The sequence below is a fragment of the uncultured Apibacter sp. genome (assembly GCF_946479295.1).
Taxonomy (GTDB): domain Bacteria; phylum Bacteroidota; class Bacteroidia; order Flavobacteriales; family Weeksellaceae; genus Apibacter.
Window position 1 is genome coordinate 111,817 of record NZ_CAMLFD010000005.1, and the last position, 24,720, is coordinate 136,536.

At 30.7% G+C, this 24,720-nt stretch carries 23 protein-coding genes and 1 other RNA gene; 14 read left to right on the forward strand and 10 right to left on the reverse strand.

All coding sequences use genetic code 11. The annotated features are described in order from the left end of the window. Positions 1 to 24 precede the first annotated feature (24 nt). The 6 genes from atpA to Q0T35_RS05490 form a co-directional block, all read right to left on the reverse strand. The gene (gene atpA / locus Q0T35_RS05465) at positions 25 to 1,602 is read right to left on the reverse strand and encodes a F0F1 ATP synthase subunit alpha (protein ID WP_295841282.1); all 1,578 of its coding nucleotides are present in this window, start codon (positions 1,600 to 1,602) and stop codon (positions 25 to 27) included. Between the two features lie 33 nt (positions 1,603 to 1,635). Further along, positions 1,636 to 2,178 carry an ATP synthase F1 subunit delta gene (atpH, locus tag Q0T35_RS05470; RefSeq protein ID WP_293916594.1) on the reverse strand — a complete coding sequence of 181 codons (543 nt, stop codon included), beginning with the start codon at positions 2,176 to 2,178 and terminating at the stop codon, positions 1,636 to 1,638. Position 2,179: 1 nt separating this feature from the next. Further along, positions 2,180 to 2,674 (reverse strand): F0F1 ATP synthase subunit B, encoded by a 495-nt coding sequence (locus Q0T35_RS05475; RefSeq protein ID WP_293916596.1) that lies wholly within the window; start codon positions 2,672 to 2,674, stop codon positions 2,180 to 2,182. A 104-nt stretch (positions 2,675 to 2,778) separates the two neighbouring features. Continuing rightward, positions 2,779 to 2,976, reverse strand: coding sequence for an ATP synthase F0 subunit C (atpE, locus tag Q0T35_RS05480; protein WP_055425716.1), 198 nt, complete (start codon positions 2,974 to 2,976; stop codon positions 2,779 to 2,781). 18 nt (positions 2,977 to 2,994) lie between these two features. Continuing rightward, a complete protein-coding gene (gene atpB / locus Q0T35_RS05485; protein ID WP_293916603.1) occupies positions 2,995 to 4,098 on the reverse strand; it encodes a F0F1 ATP synthase subunit A in 1,104 nt (367 codons plus the stop codon). 110 nt (positions 4,099 to 4,208) lie between these two features. Then, on the reverse strand, positions 4,209 to 4,403 hold the full coding sequence (locus tag Q0T35_RS05490) for an AtpZ/AtpI family protein (RefSeq protein WP_293916605.1): 195 nt from the start codon (positions 4,401 to 4,403) through the stop codon (positions 4,209 to 4,211). A gap of 194 nt (positions 4,404 to 4,597) precedes the next feature. Here Q0T35_RS05490 and Q0T35_RS05495 point away from each other — a divergent pair, with 194 nt between their 5' ends. The 4 genes from Q0T35_RS05495 (at position 4,598) to accC (ending at position 7,310) form a co-directional block, all read left to right on the forward strand. Continuing rightward, positions 4,598 to 5,077, forward strand: a complete 480-nt coding sequence (locus Q0T35_RS05495; protein WP_293916608.1) for a DUF177 domain-containing protein — start codon at positions 4,598 to 4,600, stop codon at positions 5,075 to 5,077. Positions 5,078 to 5,111: 34 nt separating this feature from the next. Continuing rightward, positions 5,112 to 5,312 carry a 50S ribosomal protein L32 gene (gene rpmF / locus Q0T35_RS05500; RefSeq protein WP_293916610.1) on the forward strand — a complete coding sequence of 67 codons (201 nt, stop codon included), beginning with the start codon at positions 5,112 to 5,114 and terminating at the stop codon, positions 5,310 to 5,312. A gap of 132 nt (positions 5,313 to 5,444) precedes the next feature. Then, positions 5,445 to 5,921 carry an acetyl-CoA carboxylase biotin carboxyl carrier protein gene (accB, locus tag Q0T35_RS05505; RefSeq protein WP_295810583.1) on the forward strand — a complete coding sequence of 159 codons (477 nt, stop codon included), beginning with the start codon at positions 5,445 to 5,447 and terminating at the stop codon, positions 5,919 to 5,921. A gap of 30 nt (positions 5,922 to 5,951) precedes the next feature. Further along, positions 5,952 to 7,310, forward strand: coding sequence for an acetyl-CoA carboxylase biotin carboxylase subunit (gene accC, locus Q0T35_RS05510; protein ID WP_293916614.1), 1,359 nt, complete (start codon positions 5,952 to 5,954; stop codon positions 7,308 to 7,310). Between the two features lie 88 nt (positions 7,311 to 7,398). Here accC and Q0T35_RS05515 read toward each other — a convergent pair whose 3' ends face one another. The 3 genes from Q0T35_RS05515 to Q0T35_RS05525 are packed head-to-tail and all read right to left on the reverse strand — an operon-like array spanning position 7,399 to position 9,930. Beyond that, positions 7,399 to 7,950, reverse strand: a complete 552-nt coding sequence (locus Q0T35_RS05515) for a hypothetical protein (RefSeq protein ID WP_293916616.1) — start codon at positions 7,948 to 7,950, stop codon at positions 7,399 to 7,401. Between the two features lie 5 nt (positions 7,951 to 7,955). Then, positions 7,956 to 9,374, reverse strand: coding sequence for an HD domain-containing protein (locus tag Q0T35_RS05520; RefSeq protein WP_293916618.1), 1,419 nt, complete (start codon positions 9,372 to 9,374; stop codon positions 7,956 to 7,958). A 7-nt stretch (positions 9,375 to 9,381) separates the two neighbouring features. Continuing rightward, entirely contained in the window at positions 9,382 to 9,930 is a 549-nt protein-coding gene (locus tag Q0T35_RS05525) for an L-threonylcarbamoyladenylate synthase (protein WP_295841290.1), read from the reverse strand. 226 nt (positions 9,931 to 10,156) lie between these two features. On the opposite strand from Q0T35_RS05525, the gene secD reads away from it, so the two are divergent. The 3 genes from secD to Q0T35_RS05540 all read left to right on the forward strand — a co-directional run bounded on the left by secD (position 10,157) and on the right by Q0T35_RS05540 (position 14,091). After that, complete coding sequence (gene secD / locus Q0T35_RS05530; protein ID WP_295841283.1) at positions 10,157 to 13,027, forward strand: protein translocase subunit SecD; 2,871 nt, start codon at positions 10,157 to 10,159, stop codon at positions 13,025 to 13,027. A 219-nt stretch (positions 13,028 to 13,246) separates the two neighbouring features. After that, positions 13,247 to 13,540, forward strand: a complete 294-nt coding sequence (locus Q0T35_RS05535) for a twin-arginine translocase TatA/TatE family subunit (protein ID WP_295841284.1) — start codon at positions 13,247 to 13,249, stop codon at positions 13,538 to 13,540. After that, positions 13,540 to 14,091, forward strand: coding sequence for a phosphatase PAP2 family protein (locus Q0T35_RS05540; protein ID WP_295841285.1), 552 nt, complete (start codon positions 13,540 to 13,542; stop codon positions 14,089 to 14,091). The genes Q0T35_RS05535 and Q0T35_RS05540 overlap by 1 nt, the downstream gene beginning before the upstream one ends. Here the strand turns inward: Q0T35_RS05540 and Q0T35_RS05545 are convergent, their stop codons facing one another. Further along, complete coding sequence (locus Q0T35_RS05545; RefSeq protein WP_295841286.1) at positions 14,092 to 15,327, reverse strand: nucleoside permease; 1,236 nt, start codon at positions 15,325 to 15,327, stop codon at positions 14,092 to 14,094. Between the two features lie 970 nt (positions 15,328 to 16,297). Between Q0T35_RS05545 and ffs the strand changes: the two genes are divergently transcribed. From ffs to rpmH, 7 genes are all read left to right on the forward strand, one after another. Continuing rightward, an RNA gene (gene ffs / locus Q0T35_RS05550) (signal recognition particle sRNA small type) lies at positions 16,298 to 16,395 on the forward strand. 62 nt (positions 16,396 to 16,457) lie between these two features. Further along, positions 16,458 to 18,110 (forward strand): CTP synthase, encoded by a 1,653-nt coding sequence (locus Q0T35_RS05555; protein ID WP_293916629.1) that lies wholly within the window; start codon positions 16,458 to 16,460, stop codon positions 18,108 to 18,110. After that, the gene (gene yidC / locus Q0T35_RS05560) at positions 18,088 to 19,941 is read left to right on the forward strand and encodes a membrane protein insertase YidC (RefSeq protein WP_295841287.1); all 1,854 of its coding nucleotides are present in this window, start codon (positions 18,088 to 18,090) and stop codon (positions 19,939 to 19,941) included. The genes Q0T35_RS05555 and yidC overlap by 23 nt, the downstream gene beginning before the upstream one ends. Before the next feature lie 91 nt (positions 19,942 to 20,032). Next, positions 20,033 to 21,427 (forward strand): class II fumarate hydratase, encoded by a 1,395-nt coding sequence (gene fumC / locus Q0T35_RS05565; RefSeq protein ID WP_293916632.1) that lies wholly within the window; start codon positions 20,033 to 20,035, stop codon positions 21,425 to 21,427. A 369-nt stretch (positions 21,428 to 21,796) separates the two neighbouring features. Next, positions 21,797 to 22,789, forward strand: coding sequence for a 6-phosphofructokinase (gene pfkA, locus Q0T35_RS05570; protein WP_293916634.1), 993 nt, complete (start codon positions 21,797 to 21,799; stop codon positions 22,787 to 22,789). A 43-nt stretch (positions 22,790 to 22,832) separates the two neighbouring features. Beyond that, positions 22,833 to 23,843, forward strand: coding sequence for a type I glyceraldehyde-3-phosphate dehydrogenase (gap, locus tag Q0T35_RS05575; RefSeq protein WP_293916636.1), 1,011 nt, complete (start codon positions 22,833 to 22,835; stop codon positions 23,841 to 23,843). A 407-nt stretch (positions 23,844 to 24,250) separates the two neighbouring features. After that, the gene (gene rpmH, locus Q0T35_RS05580; RefSeq protein ID WP_055425699.1) at positions 24,251 to 24,406 is read left to right on the forward strand and encodes a 50S ribosomal protein L34; all 156 of its coding nucleotides are present in this window, start codon (positions 24,251 to 24,253) and stop codon (positions 24,404 to 24,406) included. Positions 24,407 to 24,720: the final 314 nt, after the last annotated feature.

Genomic DNA, 24,720 nt, shown 5'->3' on the forward strand with positions numbered 1-24,720 from the left:
TTTCTATTATCGTCTTTTATTTTTTTAAGAATAATTTTTAACAACTCCAGCTATGATTTTATCTAAAGAAGACGTTATAGAGTCATCAATTTTTCCGGCTTTTAAAGTTTGTAATAAATCTGCATGTTGAGTACGTAATGTCTCCGTCAAATTTCTTTTAAAATCCTGAACTTTATTTACAGGAACTTCCCGTAGTAAATTTTGAGTTCCGGCATATATGATGGCAATCTGCTCTTCTACAGGCATTGGCGAATTTACAGATTGTTTCAAAATTTCCACATTTCTTTCGCCTTTAGCAATAACTGCAGCAGTAGCAGGGTCTAGATCAGAACCAAATTTAGCAAATGCTTCCAATTCACGAAACTGAGCTTGGTCGATCTTAAGAGTTCCCGATACTTTTTTCATAGGTTTAATCTGCGCAGAACCACCCACTCGAGATACAGAAATTCCAACGTTGATTGCAGGTCTAACCCCTGAATTGAATAAATCTGATTCTAAGAATATTTGTCCATCTGTAATAGATATCACATTCGTTGGAATATAAGCAGAAACGTCTCCAGCTTGTGTTTCAATAATTGGGAGAGCAGTTAAGGAGCCTCCACCTTTTACCATACCCTTTAAAGAGTCCGGTAAATCGTTCATATTAGAGGCTACTTCATCATTATTAATAATTTTAGCAGCTCGTTCTAATAGCCGCGAATGCAAATAGAAAACATCTCCAGGATAGGCTTCACGACCCGGTGGTCTTCTTAATAATAGAGAAACTTCACGATAAGCAACTGCTTGTTTTGAAAGGTCATCATAAATTATTAATGCAGATCTTCCAGTATCTCTAAGAAATTCTCCAATAGAAGCTCCGGCAAAGGGAGCATAAACCTGCATAGGGGCAGGGTCTGATGCATTAGCTGCAACTACTACGGTATACGCCATTGCTCCCTTATCTTCCAAAGTTTTTACGATTTGTGCAACTGTAGAAGCTTTCTGAGCTATAGCAACATAAATACAATAAACAGGTTTTCCCTGATCATAAAATTCTTTTTGATTAAGAATAGTATCGATAGCTACCGTTGATTTACCGGTTTGACGATCTCCAATTATTAATTCTCTTTGTCCCCTTCCTATGGGAATCATTGAATCTATAGCTACAATACCTGTTTGTAAAGGTTCATTTACGGGCTGACGAAATAATACTCCGGGAGCTTTTCTTTCCAAAGGCATTCTAAACAAATCTCCGGTAATCGGTCCTTTTCCGTCTATGGGAGCCCCTAAGGTATCAACAACTCTTCCTATCATACCTTCCCCTACATCAATAGAGGCAATGGTTTTAGTTCTTTTAACGATATCACCTTCTTTAATACCGTTGGATTTACCCAATAGAATTACTCCTACATTATCTTCCTCTAAATTCTGAACCATTCCTTCCAAACCATTGGAAAATTTTACAAGTTCTCCTTGTTCTGCATTACTAAGTCCATAAATCCGTGCAATACCGTCACCAACTTGTAAAACAGTCCCTACTTCGTCAAGGGAAATATTTTGATCAAAATTTGATAATTGTTGTTTTAAGATTGCAGAAACTTCTGCGGGTTTTATATCTGCCATTGTGGTCTATATTTATAAGTTATAGGTAAAATATTAAAATATTTTATTACTTAATTTTTTCTGAATATTATTTAATTCTGATTTTACGCTAGCATCAATTTGCTGGTCATCAATACGTAAAATATATCCTCCGATCAATGATTCATCAATTTTATTTTCGATTATTGCTTTTTCTTGATTGATCTTAGGATAGGTATTTAAAATTTGACTTGTTGTTTCTTTATCTAATAGAAAGGTAGAAACTATTTCTACACGCTGTATACCATTATATTTATCGTACAATTCCAAAACTTGTTGTGCTATTTCCAATAAATCATTTTCCCTTTTATGTTTTACAACAAGAGTGATAAAATTACGAGAAGTAGGGGAAAAAGATTTAAAAATCTCATTTATGATTTGAACCTTTTTAGGGGTTTCAATAATCGGAGATTTTAAAAAAAATTGTAAATCTTTACTCTGTCTGATTAAGTCAGTTAAAGAATGCATTTCTTTAACGATTGCTTCGCCTTCATTTAAAGATAAAGCATATTCCCATAATCCGGTTGCATAACGTTTGGCGAGTTTTACAACTGACATATTAGTTCAATTTAGCTTGGTTAACTAATGATTCTATAAGCTTTTTTTGTTCTTCAGGATTAGATAATTCTTTTTGAAGAATTTTTTTTGCTATATCGATGGATAAATCTGCTACCTCACTTTTTATTTGATTAATGGCAGATATTCTTTCAGCATTGATAGTATCTTTTGCAGATTGAATAATTTTGTTACCCTCTGCTATAGCTTCATCTTTTGCTTCGCTGACAATTTTATCTTTAATTTCGCGAGCTTCTTTCAATATTGCGTCTCTTTCCATACGAGCTTCTTTCAAAATCTGCTCATTCTGAGAGGTAAGTTTTGCCATAGCTTCTCGCGCATTTTTTGCTTCATCTAAAGATTTCTGTATTGAATTCTCTCTGTTTTCTAAGGCTTTTAAAATGGGATTCCATGCAAATTTCCTTAAAATAATTAATAAAACTATAAAGGAAATGGTCATCCAAAATATTAAGCCGATTGAAGGAGTTAATAAATCCATATTTTATATCTTTTTAACTTTTTATAAAAGAGTTTACCTAAATTATTAAAAGAAAACTCGAATAACCAACCGTTATCATTTCGAGTTTTCTAATATTTTTCTTCTTACTTAATCAACGATACAACAATTGCAAATAATGCAACTGCTTCAACTAATGCTGCTAAGATTAATGCAGAAGCTTGAATTTTACCTTGAGCTTCAGGTTGTCTTGCAATTGCTTCCATCGCTTTTCCTCCGATAAGACCAATTCCAATCCCTGCTCCAATAGCAGCTAAGCCTGCTCCTATTACTGACATTCCCATATTATTATGTATTAAAAATTAATGTTCTTCATGACTATCCTCTGTTGCCATACCAAAGTATAGGGCAGACAAGGTTGTAAATATATATGCTTGTAAAGCGGTAACTAAAATTTCGATTACACTTATAAAGACAACTGCAACGACAGAAACCGGGGCTACAAAATATGATTTGAATATAAAAATTAGTGATATTAAACTTATAATTATTATGTGTCCAGCAGTTATATTAGCAAATAATCGTACCATTAGAGAAAATGGTTTTGTAAAAATACCAATAACTTCTATAGGTGCTAAAAATAGTTTCATGGGAACGGGTACTCCGGGAGTCCAGAATATATGTTTCCAGTAATTTTTATTTCCACTAATATTGGTTATTATAAATGTGATAACCGCTAATGTAAAAGTTACTGCGATATTTCCAGTTAGATTAGCTCCAAATGGGAAAAAAGGAATTAATCCCATAACGTTATTTAACCATATAAAGAAAAATACCGTTAGTAGATAGGGCATGTATTTTTTATATTTTTTTTCTCCTATATTAGGGATAGCTATTTCATCTTTCACAAATACTACTAAAGGTTCGACTACTGCAGCTACTCCTTTAGGAACTCCATTGTATGCACTCGATTTATAATATCGAGCTGCTGTAATAAATACAACAAGCAGTATTAATAGCGAAAGCCACATGGAAAAAATATTTTTAGTTATAGAAAAATCTAAGGGTGCTTTATTGATCGGATGATGTTGATCATCAAGATGCATAATCTTAGATGACTCAATTATATATTCACCGGCATTATTTTTTCTTGTATTTGCATAATATATCTTTTCGTGGAACTTTACAAAATTCATTCCCTTTTTTTCTATAATAACTTCTCCGTTATCATCTCCCTTAAATTCTTTTGAAGAAAAGGTAACAATACCCTTATCAGTCCAAAGAATAACAGGCAAATAAAGGGTGACATCTTCGCCCCAAATTTCAAATTGATGAGCATCCTTCACGTGATGCATCGCAGTTTCAGTGGGGTTAAATGTTTCTGAATCATTATTTTTTGTGCCTTCAGCAAATGTGAAGTTTAAGGTAAAAACTAAAACTAAAAAGTTAACTGCAAGTTTTATCATATTATTCAGATTCATAAATATGCAAATATACTCATTTTTAAATCACAATCCATGTGTATGACTTTTTTCATATTTCATTATATATTTAAAAGAAACTATGATTTATATTTTCATCTTTGTTTTCTCAATATTTGACGAATGATAGTAATTAGTCCAATAGCTATTCCCAATAAAGTGAAAATTATTGTAAATAGTGGCTTCATGGATAGATATTGTTCATCAAGATAATGCCCTATTCCTGCAAATAGTAGGATAGTTACCATAAGCTGAATACCTAATCCGGAATAAAAAGCATAATCTTTCATTTTAATTGCACAATTTCTCTTACAAATTTACAAATTTTAATAGAATAATGCTACTTTTTCAATACTAAAAGGGTGATAGGGGATTTATACTATATTAATTTATAAAAAGGTATATTTGAATAGCTGTATTTACTTAAAATTGAATTAAAATTTGTAGTTTTAAGAACTTATACTTAACTTTGCAATCCATATTTATGGAAAGGTTACGCAATTATGATATTTTGTTTTCGTCATTAAAGCTTGGAAGCCATAGCTTTACGATGGATATTGAACAACCTTTTTTTGATTTGTTTGATTTTACACAAGAATTCAAAGGGCCAGAAATAACGGTTAATGTTGAACTAATTAAGCATTCTTCGTTTTTAGAATTGAAGATAAAAACTGAAGGTGTTGTGATGTTAATATGTGATATTTCTGGTGAGGAATATGAACAAGTTGTAAAGAATGAAATCAAAACATTAGTCAAATTTGGTGATGCCTTTGACGATACTAATGAGGAAGTTTTAATATTACCATTAGGTTCCCATAGCATAAATGTCGCTCAATTGATTTATGAAAGCGTGCTTTTATCCATACCAATGAAGCATGTTCATCCTAAATATTCTGAAGGATATGAGGACGAATATACAAGTTTACTTGAAAAGTATGGCCTGTCTGATGAAGAAGGCAAATAATATATAAAATTAAAAAAATATTTAAGGAAGAATTATGGCACATCCTAAAAGACGTCAGTCATCTACAAGAAGAGATAAAAGAAGAACTCACTACAAAGCGTCAGTTCCTCAATTGGCTAAATGTTCAACAACTGGAGAATTACACTTGTTTCATCGTGCACACTGGCATGAGGGAAAATTATACTACAGGGGAAAGGTAGTTATGGAAAAGAATGTAGAAGAAGTTGAAGAATAATTCTATAATCTTAGAATATAAAAATATAAAATAATGTTACCATTTAATTAAATTTTAATTAAATGGTTTTTTTCTATATAAAATTAATATATTTCCATTACATTTGGAAAATTAAATTAAAAGTTCTAGCTCATGGACATTAAAGAAATTCAAAATTTAATTAAATTTGTATCTAAATCAGATGTTGCAGAAGTAACATATAAAACAGATGAATTCGAGATTTCTATAAAGACTAATAACGGTTCGATAGTTTATGCACCAGAAGTTTCTCGACCTATGCCAACGATAGCAAATCATCCAGCAGCAGCTACGCCAACTGTAACTAGTAATCAACCTGAATCTTCACAAGCTGAAGAAGATACATCTAAGTATGTAACTATTAAATCTCCTATGATTGGTACATTTTACAGAAAACCGTCTCCGGATAAAGAAGTCTTTGTAAATGTAGGAGATACTATAAGTGCAGGAAGTATTGTTTGTGTGATAGAAGCAATGAAATTATTTAATGAAATAGAGTCTGAAGTTTCGGGAAAAATTGTTAAATTTTTAGTAGATGATGCTTCTCCAGTAGAATTTGACCAACCTTTATTTTTAGTTGATCCATCTTAATTAAATTAATCAAAATTAAAAGTCAAGTGTATGTTTAAAAAGATTTTGATTGCTAATAGAGGTGAGATTGCCATGCGTATTCTTAGAACAGCAAAAGAAATGGGTATAAAAACCGTTGCTGTTTATTCTACGGCAGATGCCAAAAGTTTGCATCTACGATTTGCTGATGAAGCAGTATGTATTGGACCAGCAGCAAGTAAAAACTCGTATCTTAAACAACTTAATATTTTAGCAGCTGCAGAAGTTACTAATGCAGATGCTATTCATCCGGGGTATGGATTTCTTTCAGAAAATGCAAATTTTTCAAGATCTTGCCAAAAGATGGGTATTAAATTCATTGGTGGTACTCCCGAAAATATTGAGAGAATGGGGGACAAGGCTTCTGCCAAAGCAACCATGAAAGAAGCTGGAGTTCCAACTGTACCTGGCTCAGATGGATTAATAGCGTCTTATGAAGATGCTGTCAAAATTGCTAAAGAAATAGGTTATCCTGTAATGCTTAAAGCAACTGCAGGAGGGGGAGGAAAAGGAATGAGAGCAATATGGAAAGAAGAAAATCTAAAAAGTTCTTGGGACTCCGCTGTTCAAGAAGCTGAAGCTGCATTTGGGAATGGAGGTATGTATATGGAAAAGCTTATTGAAGAACCTAGACATATTGAAATCCAAATAGCGGGTGATAAGTATGGCAAAGCCATTCATTTGTCTGAAAGAGATTGTTCAGTACAAAGACGTCATCAAAAATTGGCAGAAGAAACACCTTCTCCATTTATTACTGAAGATTTACGCAAAAAAATGGGAGATGCAGCTGTTAAAGCAGCTGAATATATCGGTTATGAAGGAGTGGGTACTATTGAATTTTTAGTTGATAAATATAAAAATTTCTATTTTATGGAGATGAATACAAGAATTCAAGTAGAACATCCCATTACAGAACAAATTACCGATTTAGATTTATTAAAACTTCAAATAGAATTAGCTGCCGGAGCTAAAGTTCCTAAAAATAATTTTTATCCTCAAAGACATTCTATAGAATGTAGAATTAATGCGGAAGATGTTTATAATGATTTTCGCCCTTCACCAGGAAAAATTGTTACGCTAAATATACCAGGTGGAAATGGAGTTAGAGTTGATACTCATGTATATTCCGGATATACAATTCCACCATTTTACGATTCCATGATAGCTAAATTAATAGTTACCGCTCCTACTAGAGATGAAGCAATTATAAAAATGAAGAGAGCATTAGATGAGTTTTATATTGAAGGAGTAAAAACTACCATTCCATTACACAGGCAACTTATGGATGATCCTAATTTCCTTAAAGGAGATTATACGACAAAATTTATGGAAGATTTTGTTTTGGATAGAAAATACGAATACGATCTTTAATTAAGATCTTATTTGAAACAAAATATATAGATAACTTTATAAATTTAAAAAAGGAAATTAAAATAATTTTAATTTCCTTTTTTTATTTTTATAATTCGTCGTCATCTATAAGTTCTTCATCTTCATAGGAATCATCATCTTCATAGGAATCATCATCGTCATCAAATTTAATATTCATATCAACGTCTTCTACCTCACTGAAATCATCAATATTGGATGGAGAAATAAACTTTTTATCAGGAGCTTTTAACGGCATTTTTCCAAAGCGATATACAGTTAAAGGATATACGCCGATAGCTTTTCTATCAATAACTTCTAATAGTTCCACATAAAAAGACCACATTTTCATAAAGTCGTAGACGAACAGCATTTTATCTCCAACTTTAGTGAAAGCTTCATTGATATAAATATCAGACATGGTTTCTCCTTCCCCATCTTCATCCATATCTTCTAAAGGAATTTCCTTTCCTTGTGTCCAATTATCATCGGACTTATAAAATGAAGCTAATTCATCACCTTGTAAACTAAAAGCACTTTTGATACCTTCATATAAATTCCACAAAGTTTGCAAATCCTTAATCTCAATATCTCGAAAAACGTCCCCTTCAGTTTCAAGAATTACTCTAATCTTATAAATCATATAGTCTAGCTTTTTCGTTTTAAATTTAATTTTTTTCCTAATTGTAACATATAGTTATATGAGTTTTTATAATCATTTTTTATAGTACCCTCTAATATTCCTTCTTTGATTGCTTCTTTAATGTTTCCTATTTGCTTTCCTTCAATTATTTCGAAAGCTTCCATAATGTCATGTCCGGTGATTGGGGGCTGAAAATTTCTAATTTTATCTTTTTCTTCAACTTCTTTAATTTTTTCTTCTACATAATCAAAATTCTGTTTAAAACGCGTTTGTTTTTTTAAATTTTTAGTAGTTATATCGGCTTTACAAAGTAAAAATAAATCTTCTAAATCATCGCCCATATCAAATAATAATCTTCTTAGTGCACTGTCTGATGCTTCATCAGTGATAAGTGATATAGGTCGTGAGCTATTCTGAACTAATTTTTGAACGTATTTTAAAGGGTCACCAAGTGGTAATTTAAGCCTTTTAAAAATAGACAGTACCATTTTACTTCCGACAAATTCATGAGAGTGAAAAGTCCAACCTATTTTTTTATCGAATTTTTTTGTACGTGCTTTTCCAATATCATGTAATAAAGCTGCCCATCTAAGCCATAGATTAGTTGTATTTTTACTTATATTATCAACCACCTCTAATGTATGGTAAAAATTATCTTTATGTTTTTGACCTTCTACTTCTTCAATGCCTTGCAAGTCTGTTAATTCGGGTAAAAAACGTTGTAGAAGTTGTACTTCATATAATAATTTTAGACCGATGCTTGGCTGTGCAGCCATCATAATTTTATTGAATTCGTCGGTAATTCTTTCTTTAGATAATATATCAAAACGTTCTGCATTTTGTTTGATAGCATGAAAAGATGACGATTCTATGCTAAAATTTAATTGAGTAGCGAAGCGAATAGCTCTTATCATCCTTAATGGATCGTCAGAATAAGTAATTCTTGGTTCTAAAGGGGTACGTATAATTTTCCTTTTTAAATCATTCAGGCCATCGAAAGGGTCAATTAGTTCACCAAAATTATTTTCGTTTAAGCTGATAGCTAATGTATTGATGGTAAAATCTCTTCTGTTTTGATCATCTTCAATTGTACCTCTTTCAACTGAAGGTTTACGACTATCGTAGGTATAGCTTTCTTTTCTTGCTCCGACAAATTCCACATCATAATCTTTAATATGTATCATAGCTGTTCCAAATCGTTTGAAAATGGATACTTTAGGCTTAGACTTTAATTCATCCGCAATAGCTAAGGCTAATTCAATGCCACTACCTTCCGTAACGATATCAATATCTTTAATTTTCGGTCTTTCAAGAAGAAGATCACGAACAAATCCTCCTATGACAAAAGTTTGTTGATTCTTTTTAGAAACAACATTTGATATCAATTTAAAAATAGGATTTTGTATTGCGTGAGTTAAATTCATCTAATTACTATTCTCTAATTACTTTAATTCGCCCATCTTCAGATAGTTGTATTATCGAAGATGATGCATATTTCTTAATTTCTTCGTGGCGCAAATTTATTATATAATCTACACCTTCCAAAATTTTGGAGGAAATTGATGAAAAATTTTCAGGAGAAGATTCACCACTTATGTTTGCAGAAGTGGAAACTATTGGTTTATTGAGTTTTGAAATTAATTTTTTACAAAACGGATCGTGTGTTAAACGAATTCCTATTGTATTTTTATCTGAAATAAGTGTTTTAGGTAAATTTTGAGGATTATCATATATTATGGTTAAAGGTTTGTTTGACAAATCAATTAAATCCCAAGCCAATGATGGAACATTAACATATTCTTGTAATCGTCTTTCGGACTCCACAAGTATAATTAAATTTTTAGATTTATCTCTTTGTTTTATTTTGAAAACTTTTTCAATAGCATCTACATTGGTAGCATCGCATCCGATTCCCCATATAGTATCGGTGGGATAAAGAATTGTTCCGCCTTTTTTTAAAATTTCAACTGCTTTTTCAATTTCTATTTTTTCCATAATTGTTTAAAATACAAATATAAAACGGCATTGTTATATAAAATTAATTTTTATATTTTTTATTTATAATTATTTTTCTAAAATTTATATATATTCCTCAATGTAATTATTTTAATTAGTAAAAAAATATATAAATAATTGCTAGTCATCAAAGAGACTGTTATATTTGCAAACTAAATGAAAAATACATTATTATAATTAAAACTTACCAATGAAAGGAAAAGGACTTGTTAAATTTTTTGCGATTGTTCTTGGATTAATATGTTTAGCGGAATTATTTCCTACATTATATGTTAATCGTATAGAATCAAAAGCAAATAGTTTATCTAACGGAACGGAGGCGAGTAGAAGAGCTGAGTTGGAAAAATTAGCTAAAGACACTTTGAATCTCGGAATTGTCAAGATGAATTATTATGATGCTAAGAAAAATGAAATGCAGTTAGGGTTAGATCTTAAAGGAGGTCTCAATCTATTGCTTGAAATTTCCGAAAAAGATTTGCTTTTAGATTTAGCTGATAATTCTGAAAATCCTGTATTTAGAAAAGCGTTAGAGATAGCTACTTCTGAAGAAGTTAAATCCAGAAATACTTATACCTCAAATTTTTTCAAAGCATTTCAAGTAGCTAAAATCGAATTGAATCAGCCAAATTTACAATTATCTTCTCCTGAAGTTTTTGGTACAAGAGATTTAGCAAATCAAATTCAACATAATACTACTGATGAACAGGTTGAAAAATATATTTCTGGAGTTATAGAGTCTAAAGTAACTAAAGCTATAGATGTTATTAGAGCTCGTATAAAGAAATTAAATATTGACGAACCCAATATAGCACGTGTTCCAGGGACAGGAAGAATTTTAGTTGAGCTTCCGGGAGTGACTGATGCAGATCGAGTTAAAAAATTGCTGCAAACTTCTGCAAGATTAGAATTTTGGGAAGTTTATGACCAACCTACAGCTTGGGCATATATAATGGACGTGAATCAAAAAATTGCAGACAATAAATTAACAAGTTTATTAAAACTGTCAAATAGATCAAATGCTTTAGCAGTTGCAAAATTATCGGACACTGCAGCTATTAATAAGATTATATATTCAGATAAAGCTAAAAAATTATTACCGGTAGGTCTTCGGTACATAAAACTACTTTGGGCATCTAAACCAGATTCTAAATCAAATAATGAACTTGAATTATATGCTATTAGAGGAACTAAAAATAATAAAGCACCTTTAGTGGGAGCAGTAACTGAGGCAAGTTTAACTTTTGATCAGTTTAATAGGATACAAATTGGAATGCAAATGGGGCCGGAAAGTGCTTTGGTTTGGAAAGGTATGACTGAGAAAAATATAGGTAAACCTATTGCTGTAGTTTTAGATGATGTAGTATATACTGCACCTAATGTTAATTCGATTATTCCTAATGGTCAATCCGTAATTAGTGGTAATTTTACAGAAAGAGAAGCTAATGACTTGGTTGACGTTTTAAAATCGGGAAATCTCCCTGCTAAAGCTAAAATCATTCAATCGGAAGTTGTAGGTCCGACTTTAGGACAGCAATCTATAAATAATGGTTTACTATCTATAGTTGTTTCTTATGTATTTATACTAGCTTGGATGATATTCTATTATGGAAAAGCTGGTTTATATGCTAATATAGCTTTAATATTAAATTTATTCTATTTAATAGGAATTATGGCTTCAACGGGAGCTGTTTTAACTCTTCCGGGAATAGCAGGTATGGTACTTTCCATGGCGATGGCAGTAGATGCTAACATTATTATATTTGAAAGGGTTAAAGAAGAATTAAGAAGAGGCAGACCTTTAAAGCAGGCCTTCATGGAAGGGCAAAAACATGCGCTAGCAGCGATTATAGATGGAAACTTAACAACTTTAATTGTTGGAATTGTTTTATTATTTAGTACCGGACCAATAAAAGGATTTGCAGTTACTTTAGTTATAGGAATTTTCTGTACATTGTTTACAGCAATTTTCATTACTAGTATGTTTATTTACGGCTCAATGGAAAAAGGTAAAAACTTTTCTCTTGCAACTAGTATAACTAAAAATTGGTTTACTAATGTCCATTTTAAATGGATGGAAAAAAGAAAATATGCATATATTTTCTCATTAATTATAATGGTTGTTGCACTTGTATCAATGTTTACTAAAGGCTTTGATAAAGGTGTCGATTATACGGGAGGAAGAACCTATGTTATTAAATTGGAAAAAAATATATATCCTGAGGAGGTTACTGCTTCTTTAGAGAAATTATTTACTAACGAAGGTGAGTCATCCAATATAAATGCTAAAAAGTATGGGGAAGGTAACCAAGTAAGGATCACAACCAAATATGGTATGGATAGTAATGATCCAAATATTGATGTTGTAATACGTGAAAAGCTATATTCAGGATTAAAAAAATATCTACCTACCAATTATTCTAAAGATAATTTTGTTAAAGGTTCGCCTTATGGTATTCAATCCAGTTCAGAGGTTGGTCCTACTGTAGCAAGCGGTATTGTTAGAAACGGTGTTATTGCCGTATCCATTGCATTAGCAGGTATTTTCCTATATATCTTGGTAAGATTTAGAAATTGGCAAATGTCTACAGGAGCTGTTGCTGCCTTATTACACGATTCAATTGTGGTCATGGGGGCATTTTCTGTATTGAGCTGGTTGAAGATTATTCCTTTTTCAGTTGAAATCGATCAATCTTTTATTGCTGCGATTCTGACAATTATTGGATATTCTATTAATGATACTGTAATTGTATTTGATAGAATTAGAGAAAATAAGAAAAATAATGCTCATCATCTTATGACATTGGAAGAATTGTATAATGATGCCATTAATCATACCTTAGGAAGAACTATTAATACTGGAGTATCCACTATTATGGTAACAGTAATTATTTTCTTCTTTGGAGGTGAGACTTTACAAGGGTTTATGTTCGCTTTATTTTTAGGTTTTACTTTTGGTATGTATTCTTCAATTTACATTGCATCTTCTTTATCTTACGATTTAACTAGATACAAATATGATAAAGAAGCATCTAATCCTAAATTATCTTCATCTGTAAAATAAATAACTAAAAAAATATAGTTAAAAAGGATCTTGTTATTCAAGATCCTTTTTAATTTTATATAAATTATTACTTATGAATGAAGAAACGATGATTTATAAATGATATTATTAAATATTTGATAATTTATAAAAGAATGGTTTGATAATAATTAAATATTTATTAAATAAGAAAAATACGTTTGATAAAGTTGTAAATTTGTAAAAATTAAATCTAATACAGTGAGTTTTGGAGAAATTATAGTTATATTATTGGTTGTAGTATTATTATTTGGCCCGGATAAAATCCCTGAAATAGCTAGAGGCTTAGGGCAGGGAGTACGTGCTATGAAGGATGCTACCGATAATATAAAAAGAGAAGTTATGTCTCAAATAGATAATAATGGGGCTGTCAAACAAATTGAAGACGAGATAAGTGAGGCCAAAAAAAATATGGATAAAACATCGAACGAAGTTACTAATAATTTGAATGATCTTTTGGATGATACTATCGATGGTCCTATTAAAAGAAAATGATGGATAATTTAATAGAGTGGGACGTAAAATTATTTTTATATTTAAATAATTTAGGAACTCCTAAGTTTGATTCTTTTTGGTTACTTATTACTAATGAATACTATTGGATTCCAACTTATGTTTTTATTTTTTTAGTGATATGGGAGAAATATGGTTGGAAAAAAGTCTTTATGATCGGAGCAAGCATTGGACTTATGATAGTATTAACCGATACGACATCTTCTATATTTAAAAATTGGATACAGCGTCCTAGACCTTGTAGAAATCCTGAATTGGATGGATTGTTTAGATTGGTTATCGAAAAATGCAGAGGATCCTATTGCTATTTTTCTGCTCATGCAGCTAATTCGTTTGCTTTAGCTACTTACTTATCCATTCTTTTTTATAGAAACCATAAATATGCACCAATTTTGTTATTTTCCTGGGCTTTATTAGTTTCATATAGTAGAATATATGTAGGAGTTCATTTTCCTCTAGATATTCTTACAGGTACATTTATGGGGATTTTAACAGGGTGGATATTTGCAAAAACATTAAAGTATATACTATAATTATTTGGATGATTTTTTAGGATTAAAAACAAAAGGAAAAATAATAAATATAATTAAAGAATAAGCAGCAAAGGTAAACCAAACATATGGCCAATTTGTTATACCATTTACAGTAAAATGTTCAACTACCCATCCACTTCCATAACTTCCTAAAATTGCACCTAATCCATTAGTCATAATCATAAATAAACCTTGAGCGCTGGAACGAATGCTTTTATCTGTTTCGTTGTCTACAAATAATGATCCGGATATATTGAAAAAATCGAAAGCCATTCCATAAACAATCATTGAGAGAATTAAAAGATAAATTTTATTTTCAGGATTTCCTAAACCGAATAAACTGAATCGTAAAAACCAGGCAAACATACTAATCATAATCACTTTTTTAATTCCAAATTTTTGTAAAAAGAAAGGAATTAATAAAATACATAAGGTTTCAGATATCTGCGATATGGATAATAAAAGATTAGGATGCTTAACGCCGAATGAATTTGGATAAGTAGATTTAAAACTATCTAGAAATGGTCCACCAAAAGCATTGGTTATTTGTAAAGAGCAACCCAATAGCATGGAGAAAAAGAAAAATATAGCCATTTTTTTATTTTTTAATAAAACAAAGGCATCTAAACCTAAAGCATGTATCAATCCTTTATTGTTATTATTTCTGGTTGGAGGGGTATTCGGCATAGTGAAAGAATATAGAGCCATAATAATTCCCGCCCCCGCGCTGATAAAAAGCTGCACTGAATTTCTTGCAAAACCTAAGAAATCTACCGTCCACATTGCAGCAATAAAGCCTACGGTACCCCATACTCGTATGGGAGGAAAATCTTTTACTGAATTTAATCCATTTTTTTCAAGAGCATTATAAGAAACTGAATTAGTCAATGAAATTGTTGGCATATAAAAACAGGTATGCAAAAATAGATAAAGATAGAATATATGATATTCTTTAACTTGTGATGCCATAAAGATAAATATGGCTGCTAAAATGTGACTTATTCCTAATACCTTTTCAGCATTTAACCAACGATCGGCAACTATACCAAGTAAACCGGGCATAAAAAGTGAAGTAAATCCCATAGTTGCAAATAAACTGCCAATTTGAATTCCAGTAAATCCTAATCCACCTTCATTAACAGGCAATCCTGCATATCCTCCTAAGGAAATCAACCAAGCACCCCATATATAATATTGTAGAAAAACTAGAATAATTAGCCGTAATTTTATATTCATGTCTTTAGGTATTTTGATCAGTAGCTAAGATAGTAATAATTTTTTGTGAAAAAGAAAACAAAATTGATGATATTTAAATCTTTCTTTAAGGCTTAATTTTAATTTCGAATTATTTTTAATGATACATTTGACAATATTAAAATTATTCCTATAATAATTATTTATAAATTATATGTAATAATTGCGAATTTCTTTTTTTTATATATTTTTTCCGAACATCTATTCAATACAATTATTAGACTAAAAGAGAGTATATAAATAATTTTTTTAATGATTCCATTTTTAACACTTATTTAAAATATACTAAGTATTACTAATTATGTCATTAAATATTTTTATTAGTAATGATTTCTTTACCATCTAAACTGTATATTTTCAAATATTTTTAAAGAATTATTTTCTGTATTGTTGATGAAATATGGTTCGTTTCATATTTTAGATTTACTAATTAGATAACTTCTCTAACTCCAACTAAATTACCATTAACCATACTGGAAAATATTTATCAAGATAGTCCTACTTGAACCAATCATTTACTATTTAAAATAATTGATTTTCTATCTACAATTCTTTCAAATAATCATAATTAGCTTCATATATTGGATAATATAAGTTGTGATAAAATATCCTTGTTTATTTTATTTATATAATTTTGGATAAAAAATACTGATTTACACAATCAATAAATACATGTAATCGATACTGTTCATATCTTGATTTATTATAATAGAAATTGGTTAGTTTGAAAAAATTAAGATGTTATTTTATATACTTTTTTGATAATTGAAAATATTTATGAAATTTTAATAAATATAAAATGCTTTTTTTGATTTAAAATTAAAATAAATTAAATGATTTATATTTTTTGAGATACCTGCAAAATCAAATTTATTTAACGACAGAAGTAAAAAATATTTTTCAAAAAAGTGGCATTATTTTGTATTTTTTGTAAAAAGTTATATTTTTGCACCGGCAAGTCCTGCACAACCAGCTCCTGTGAATCCTCCAGGGTGGGAACGCAGCAAAGGTAAACGGTTGTAGCGGTGTGATGCAGGTAGCTTGCCTTTTTTTATTGGTACTGACTGAACTATCCTAAACTATATAAACTAAATCATTTAAATTTTAAAATTATGTCTGACCAATCTTCTCCAAAATACATATTTGTTACAGGTGGTGTTACTTCTTCGCTTGGGAAGGGAATTGTCGCTGCTTCTTTAGGTATGCTACTAAAAGCCAGAGGTTATAAAGTAACCATTCAAAAGTTGGATCCCTATATAAATATTGATCCGGGAACATTAAATCCCTATGAGCATGGAGAGTGTTATGTTACTGAAGATGGAGCTGAAACCGACCTGGACTTAGGTCATTACGAAAGATTTTTAAATAGTCCTACCAGTAAAGATAATAATGTTACTACCGGTAAAATATATCAAACTGTTATTGACAAAGAAAGAAGAGGAGACTTTCTAGGTAAGACCGTACAGGTTATTCCTCATATTACTAATGAAATAAAAAGAAGAATTAAAATATTAGGGAAAAAAGGAGATTTTGATATTATTATTACTGAAATAGGAGGAACGGTAGGTGATATAGAATCATTACCCTATGTAGAAAGTGTCCGTCAATTACGTTGGGAATTAGGATATCAAAATTCCATTGTAGTTCATCTGACATTAATTCCTTATTTAGCAGCGAGTGGAGAGCTAAAAACTAAACCGTCACAGCATTCCGTACGTCAACTGATGGAATATGGAGTACAAACTAATTTTTTAGTTTGCAGAACTGAATGTTCAATTTCCAAAGAAGTACGATCAAAACTTGCTTTATTCTGTAATCTAAATATAGATAATGTTATAGAAAGTAAAGATCTTCCAACCATTTACGAAGTTCCTTTGTACCTACAAAATCAAAATTTTGATGCTTTAGTATTAAAAGAATTAGGTTTATCTACAGATAAGAAGCCGGACTTAAAGCAATGGAACGATTTTTTGGAAAAATATAAAAATCCAAAAAATAACGTTGAAATAGCTTTAGTAGGTAAATATGTTTCGCTACAAGATTCTTACAAATCTATTGTTGAAGCATTGATACATGCAGGAGCTACTTTAGAAACTAAAGTCAATATTAAATGGATATACAGTGGAGATCTCACCTACGAAAATATTTCCGATTACCTAAAAGATGTAGACGGAGTAATTATTGCTCCGGGTTTTGGAGATCGCGCCATAGAAGGAAAAATAGTTGCTTGTCAATATGCTAGAGTGAATAAAATACCTATCTTTGGAATTTGTCTTGGGATGCAAATTGCTGTAATAGAGTTTGCAAGAAATGTATTAGGATATAAAGATGCCGATAGTGTTGAATTTAATTTACAGACATCAGCACCGGTTATATGTCTTATGGAAGAGCAAAAAAATGTTTCCAATAAAGGAGGTACTATGAGACTAGGAGCATGGGCATGCAAATTGAAAAAAGGTTCAATTGTTGAAAAAATCTATAATTCTCAGAATATAGAAGAAAGACATAGACATAGATATGAACTCAATAATGAATATATAAATGAATTCGAAAACAATGGTTTAGAGGCTATTGGAACTAATCCGGATACCGGTTTAGTAGAAGTTATTCAAGTAAAAAATCATCCGTTTTTTATAGGAGTACAATATCATCCGGAATATAAAAGTACTGTAGCTTCTCCGCATCCGTTATTTATGGCATTAGTTAAAGCATCTCAAAATTATCAAATAAATAAAGTAAAGAATGCAACAAGAAAGCAAATTTGATAAAAACCAGCTGATTGGTTTTATTCTTATAGGGATTATTCTAATCGGATTTTTGGTTTATTCCAATAATCAGCAAAAAAAAGCTATAGATGAAGCTCAAAAAACTGAACATCAAGTAATCAGCTCTGAAAATAAAGTTCAGATATCACATGAAAAAATAGCATCGGTAAAGCCAGATTCATTAGCTCAGGCAAAATTAGAATTATTACCTTTTTCAAATGATGAAATCGATGTAAAAATAAGTACATTAGGTGCGCAATTGCGTGAAGTACGTTTAAAAAAATGGACGGCTTACGATAAAGATAATGCATCACATAAAAAACCCTTATTTCTTGTAAATAAAGACAATACTGATTTTAATATTTCTTTCAAAGATAAATCGGGTAAAATTATCAATACAAGAGATTTGACTTTTACACCTTCAAAAGAAGGAAATGTAACTGTTCTTACCGCCAATTTAGAAAATGATAGCTTTATACAATTTCGTTACGCATTAAAAGGTAAATATTCTTTAGAATTTCAAATTCTTACAAAAGGATTATCACAAATTACCAATCAGCAAGATGCCATGTTAAATTGGAATCAAAATGCAATTGCGCTGGAGAAAGGAAAGTCGCAAGAAACAACCTATACAGAATTTAGATACAGCTTAAACGATTATTCGCAGACTGATTACGATACCAACGGATTTACTGAAGATAAAGATAAAATTGATTGGATAAGCATAAAACAACAATTCTTTGCTACCATTTTAGAAGCTCAGAATGGGTTTTATAAATCCAAAGGAACTCAAGAAGCAGAAAGAGATAATCCCGATTATCTTAAAAATTTCTCTTTTACGAGTATAGTTCCCGTTCAACAAGGAGAAATTAATCAAAAATATACCTGGAACTTTCTTCCATTAAACTATGATTTGCTAAAATCTTATAAAGCCGATAATGGAGATAGTAAACAATTCTACTATAACATTCCTTTTGGATGGATGAAATGGTTATGTATATTTTATTTATGGATTTATGAATTCTTGTCAAAATTCGGAATTGCTGCAGGATGGATTATTTTCTTAATGACCATCGTTGTTAAATTAGTTACCTCTCCAATTATGTATAAACAATACATACAAGGAGCAAAAATGCGAATACTTAAACCAGAAATTGATGAATTAAATGAAAAACATAAAAATTCTGATCCGCTAAAGAAGCAACAAGCAACTATGGATTTGTACAGAAAGGTTGGAGTAAATCCTTTAGCAGGATGTTTACCTGCCTTAATACAAATACCTATTTTCTATTCATTATTTCGATTTTTCCCGAATAATATAGCTTTAAGAGGACAATCCTTTCTTTGGGCAGATGATCTTACTGCATATGATTCTATTTATGAATGGACTACACATATACCTATATTATCAAGTATTTATGGGAATCATATAAGTTTATTTACTATACTTTATTGCTTAGTACTATTAATTTATACTAAAATGTCCACTTCTACGATGCAAGCACCAACGCAAGAAGGTATGCCCGATATGAGATTTATGATGTATCTGATGCCGGTTATGTTTATTTTTTGGTTAAATTCTTATGCCTCTGGTCTTTCTTGGTATTATTTGGTGTCCAACGCAATCAATATACTTTTAATTGTATTAATCAAAAACTTTTTGATTAACGAAGAAAAGTTACATGCAAAAATGCAGGAAAACAAAGCCAAGCCTAAAAAGAAAAAAAGTAAATGGCAAGAGAAAATGCAAGCAATGTTGGAACAAGCTCAAGAACAACAAAAACAAATTCAAAAACAAAAAATGAATCAAGCTAAAAATAGAGATAAATAAAAAGTTAGTATTTTATTTAGATAAAAAATCAGCCCCCTTGGCTGATTTTTTTTATTTTTGTATAATATAAATATAATAATATAAACTTACCATGAATTACCGTATTGAGAAAGATACTATGGGAGAAGTTCAAGTTCCCGGAGATAAATATTGGGCAGCCCAAACTGAAAGATCAAGAAATAATTTTAAAATTGGTCCCGAAGGATCAATGCCTAAAGAGATTATAGAAGCATTTGGTTATTTAAAAAAAGCAGCGGCCTATGCAAATAGCGATTTGGGAGTATTACCGGTTGAAAAAAGGGATTTAATTGCTAAAGTATGCGATGAAATTATCAAAGGCGATTTAAATGATCAATTTCCATTAGTTATTTGGCAAACCGGATCCGGCACCCAATCTAATATGAACGTAAATGAAGTCATATCTAATAGGTCACTGGTATTAGGAGGCGGAAAATTGGGAGAAAAAAGTCCGATACATCCTAATGATGATGTAAATAAATCCCAATCATCAAATGATACATTTCCTACAGCGATGCATATTGCAGCATACAAGAAAGTAGTAACTCATACCTTGCCTGCAGTTGAAAAATTAAAAAACACATTACAAGAAAAATCAGAAAAATTTAAAGATGTAGTTAAAATAGGAAGGACACATTTAATGGATGCTACTCCATTAACACTTGGACAAGAATTTTCAGGATATGTAGCCCAATTAGAACATGCCATAAAAGCTATCAAAAATACCCTATCACATTTATCAGAATTAGCTCTAGGAGGAACAGCTGTTGGTACCGGTTTAAATACCCCTAAAGGATATGATGTAAAAGTGGCAGAATACATTTCCAAATTTATAGGTTTACCATTTATAACAGCGCCCAATAAATTTGAAGCTTTAGCAGCACATGATGCAATAGTAGAAACCCATGGAGCTTTAAAACAATTAGCAGTATCTTTATTTAAAATAGCTCAAGATATACGATTACTAGCATCTGGACCAAGAAGTGGGATAGGGGAGTTATTTATACCCGAAAATGAACCAGGATCTTCCATTATGCCCGGTAAAGTCAATCCTACACAAAATGAAGCAATGACCATGGTTTGTGCTCAAGTACTTGGAAACGATACAACAATATCATTTTCAGGAACTCAAGGAAACTATGAATTAAATGTCTTCAAGCCAGTTATGGCCTATAATTTTTTACAATCCGCACAATTATTAGGAGATGCTTGTAATTCTTTCCACGAACATTGTGCGATCGGTATTGAACCCAATTATTCAAGGATAAAACAATTAGTAAACAATTCATTAATGCTGGTAACAGCTTTAAATACACATATAGGCTACGAAAACGCTGCAAAAATTGCAAAAACAGCACATAAAAATGGTACCACACTAAAAGAAGAAGCTATTAACTTAGGATTAGTTACTGCCGAACAATTTGATCAATGGGTGAAACCAGAAGACATGGTCGGAAGCTTAAAATAAAATAATAATTTTAATCAAGCTAAGATCTGAAATTTTTGAAACAGAGTATTATAAATCAACGTAAACCGGCAATAATCAAGTATACTGGTATTATTTTTGAAAAATTGATAAGTAGAATTTATTAAATACCAAAGTTTAAATAACCATATTTAAAAATATAGATAAAGCAAAAAATGTGGATATAAAATAAATATTTAGCTTATTCTTTGTGAGAAGAAGATTAGCTACAAATTTAATAAAAATTAAATTTTAAATCAATATAAGATAATATGATATATATCTATTTATATATGTCCATTTATTAATGCAAAATCCACAAATGATTAGTATATTTGTATGATCTTAGAATGTAAAAATTTATAAAAAAACATGTCTAAAAACATTAGTAAAATAAAGAAAATAGGTGTTTTAACCTCCGGAGGGGATTCTCCGGGAATGAATGCTGCCATAAGATCAGTTGTAAGAGCTGCTAATTATTATGGAATTGAATGTTGTGGAATAAGGATGGGATATGATGGACTAATTAATGATTTAGTTGTTGATTTAGGTCCTCGTTCAGTTAGAAACCTAATTAATAGAGGAGGAACTGAACTTAAATCTGCAAGATCCGATGAATTTAGAACAATTGAAGGAAGAGCTAAAGCTGCACAGACAGTTAAAAAACATAATATAGATGCATTGGTTGTTATAGGAGGAGACGGATCGTTTACGGGAGGAACAATATTTCAAAAAGAACAAGGAATTCCTTTCATTGGAATACCGGGAACTATTGATAATGATATATTCGGTACGGATTTTACCTTAGGATATGACACAGCACTCAATACCGTAGTTGATGCGATTGATAAGATCAGAGATACGGCAACTTCTCACAATAGGGTTTTCTTTATAGAAGTTATGGGAAGAGATGCCGGATTTATAGCACTCAATAGTGGAATAGCTACTGGAGCCTTAGATATACTTATCCCAGAGCAAAAAGATAGTATAGAAGATTTGTTTGCTTCTTTCGATAATGCTAAACAAAAAGGTAAAACTTCCAGCATTGTAGTAGTTGCAGAAGGAGAAAAATTGGGAGGTGTATATGATTTAGCTAAATTCACTAAGATGAAATATCCTGAATTTGACGTTAAAGTCACTGTATTAGGTCATATTCAACGAGGTGGATCACCAACTGTTGCGGATAGAGTTTTAGCTTCAAGGCTAGGAGTAGCTGCAGTTGAAGGGTTAATGGCAGGTAAATCGAATGTTATGGCAGGTATGCAATCAAGTAAAGTTGTTTTTACTCCAATAGAAGATGCAATAAAAAAACATAATGAAATAGACAAGGATCTTATAAAAGTAGCCGATATCCTTTCTACATAGATAAAATAAAAAATTAATTTAAATAACGTTAAAAAGAAGTATTATGTCAAAAATTAAAATTGGTATTAATGGTTTCGGTCGTATTGGAAGATTAGTATTCCGTGCTGCTCAACATAATGAGAATATAGAAGTTGTTGGTATTAACGACCTTATTGATGTTGAATATATGGCCTACATGCTAAAATATGATACTGTTCATGGTAAATTTGATGGAACAATAGAAGTTAAAGACGGAAAGCTAGTAGTAAATGGAAAAGCAATCAGAGTAACTGCTGAAAAGAATCCGGCAGACCTTAAATGGGGAGACATCGGAGCAGAATATATAGTTGAATCAACAGGATTATTCCTTACTAAAGATAAAGCACAAGGACACATTGATGCAGGAGCAAAATATGTAGTTATGTCTGCGCCATCTAAAGACGATACTCCTATGTTCGTATGTGGTGTAAATGATAATACCTACGTAAAAGGGACTCAATTTATTTCAAATGCATCATGTACTACAAACTGTATATCACCGGTTGTTAAAGTACTGAATGATAAATTTGGTATCTTAGAAGGTTTAATGACTACCGTACATGCTACCACTGCAACCCAAAAAACTGTTGATGGTCCGTCAGCTAAAGATTGGAGAGGAGGTCGTGCAGCAGCAGGAAATATAATTCCATCTTCAACAGGAGCAGCAAAAGCAGTAGGAAAAGTAATTCCTTCTCTAAATGGAAAATTAACAGGTATGGCATTCCGTGTACCTACTTTAGATGTTTCAGTAGTAGACTTAACAGTTAACTTAGCTAAAGAAGCTACCTACGATGAAATTTGTAAAGCAATGAAAGAAGCATCTGAAGGTGAATTAAAAGGAATATTAGGATATACAGATGAAGAAGTAGTATCTTCAGACTTTATTACAGATCCACGTACATCAATCTTTGACGCCAAAGCAGGTATTCAATTAAGTCCTACTTTTGTTAAAGTAGTTAGCTGGTATGATAATGAGTGGGGATATTCCAATAAGGTTGTGGAATTGATCCAAAGAATTGCTAAAATAAACGGATAATATCCATTTATTATGGTTTTATAAAGTTAAACAATTATATAAAAAGCTATCTTTTTTAAGATAGCTTTTTTATTTTCAATAATTTATTGAAAATAAGTATATTTTAAAATAATATAGAAAAATACAAAATTTAAAAATTAATTAATTCATTAATAAAAATGAAATCATATCTTATAAAATAGGATATTGTACACATAAAAATTATTAGTGATTAAAATTGTGACAATCAAAAATGTGTTATTTTAAACCTAATAATCTTTATTGAATAGTATAAAAGTATAATAGCATTAAAGATATATGCAAAAAATTACACAAAAACACAATTAAAAGTAGGAATATAAAAAATAAATAGTATCTTTGCTATCTCAAATAAGATTAACGAATATAAAGATATAAGATAACAACCGATGAAACGTACATTTCAACCTTCAGAAAGAAAGAAAAGAAACAAGCATGGTTTTCGTGAGAGAATGGCATCAGCTAATGGAAGAAAAGTCTTAGCAAGACGTAGAGCAAAGGGAAGAAAGCAATTAACTGTTAGTGAATATAGAGCTAAAAGATAATAAGCTTAGAAAATATCGAAAATTTAAAAAGACTGCTATGTATATTAGCAGTCTTTTTTATTATATAATTTAAGTTAACTTATATTATAATCATATTTAAAAAATATCTTCTTTGAAATATAAAAAAGTAGGATAGAAGATTAAGATAGGGGCGAGGAATTTAAATAACTAACACAATAATATGATAGTAATCAAATTCTAAATATAATAAAAGAATAAGTTATAATATAAAGATGAATAGAGAATGAATTAAAGGGAAGAGTGAGGGATGGGAGGAAAAAATTGAGTTATAAAAAAGGGAAATAAGAATAGTA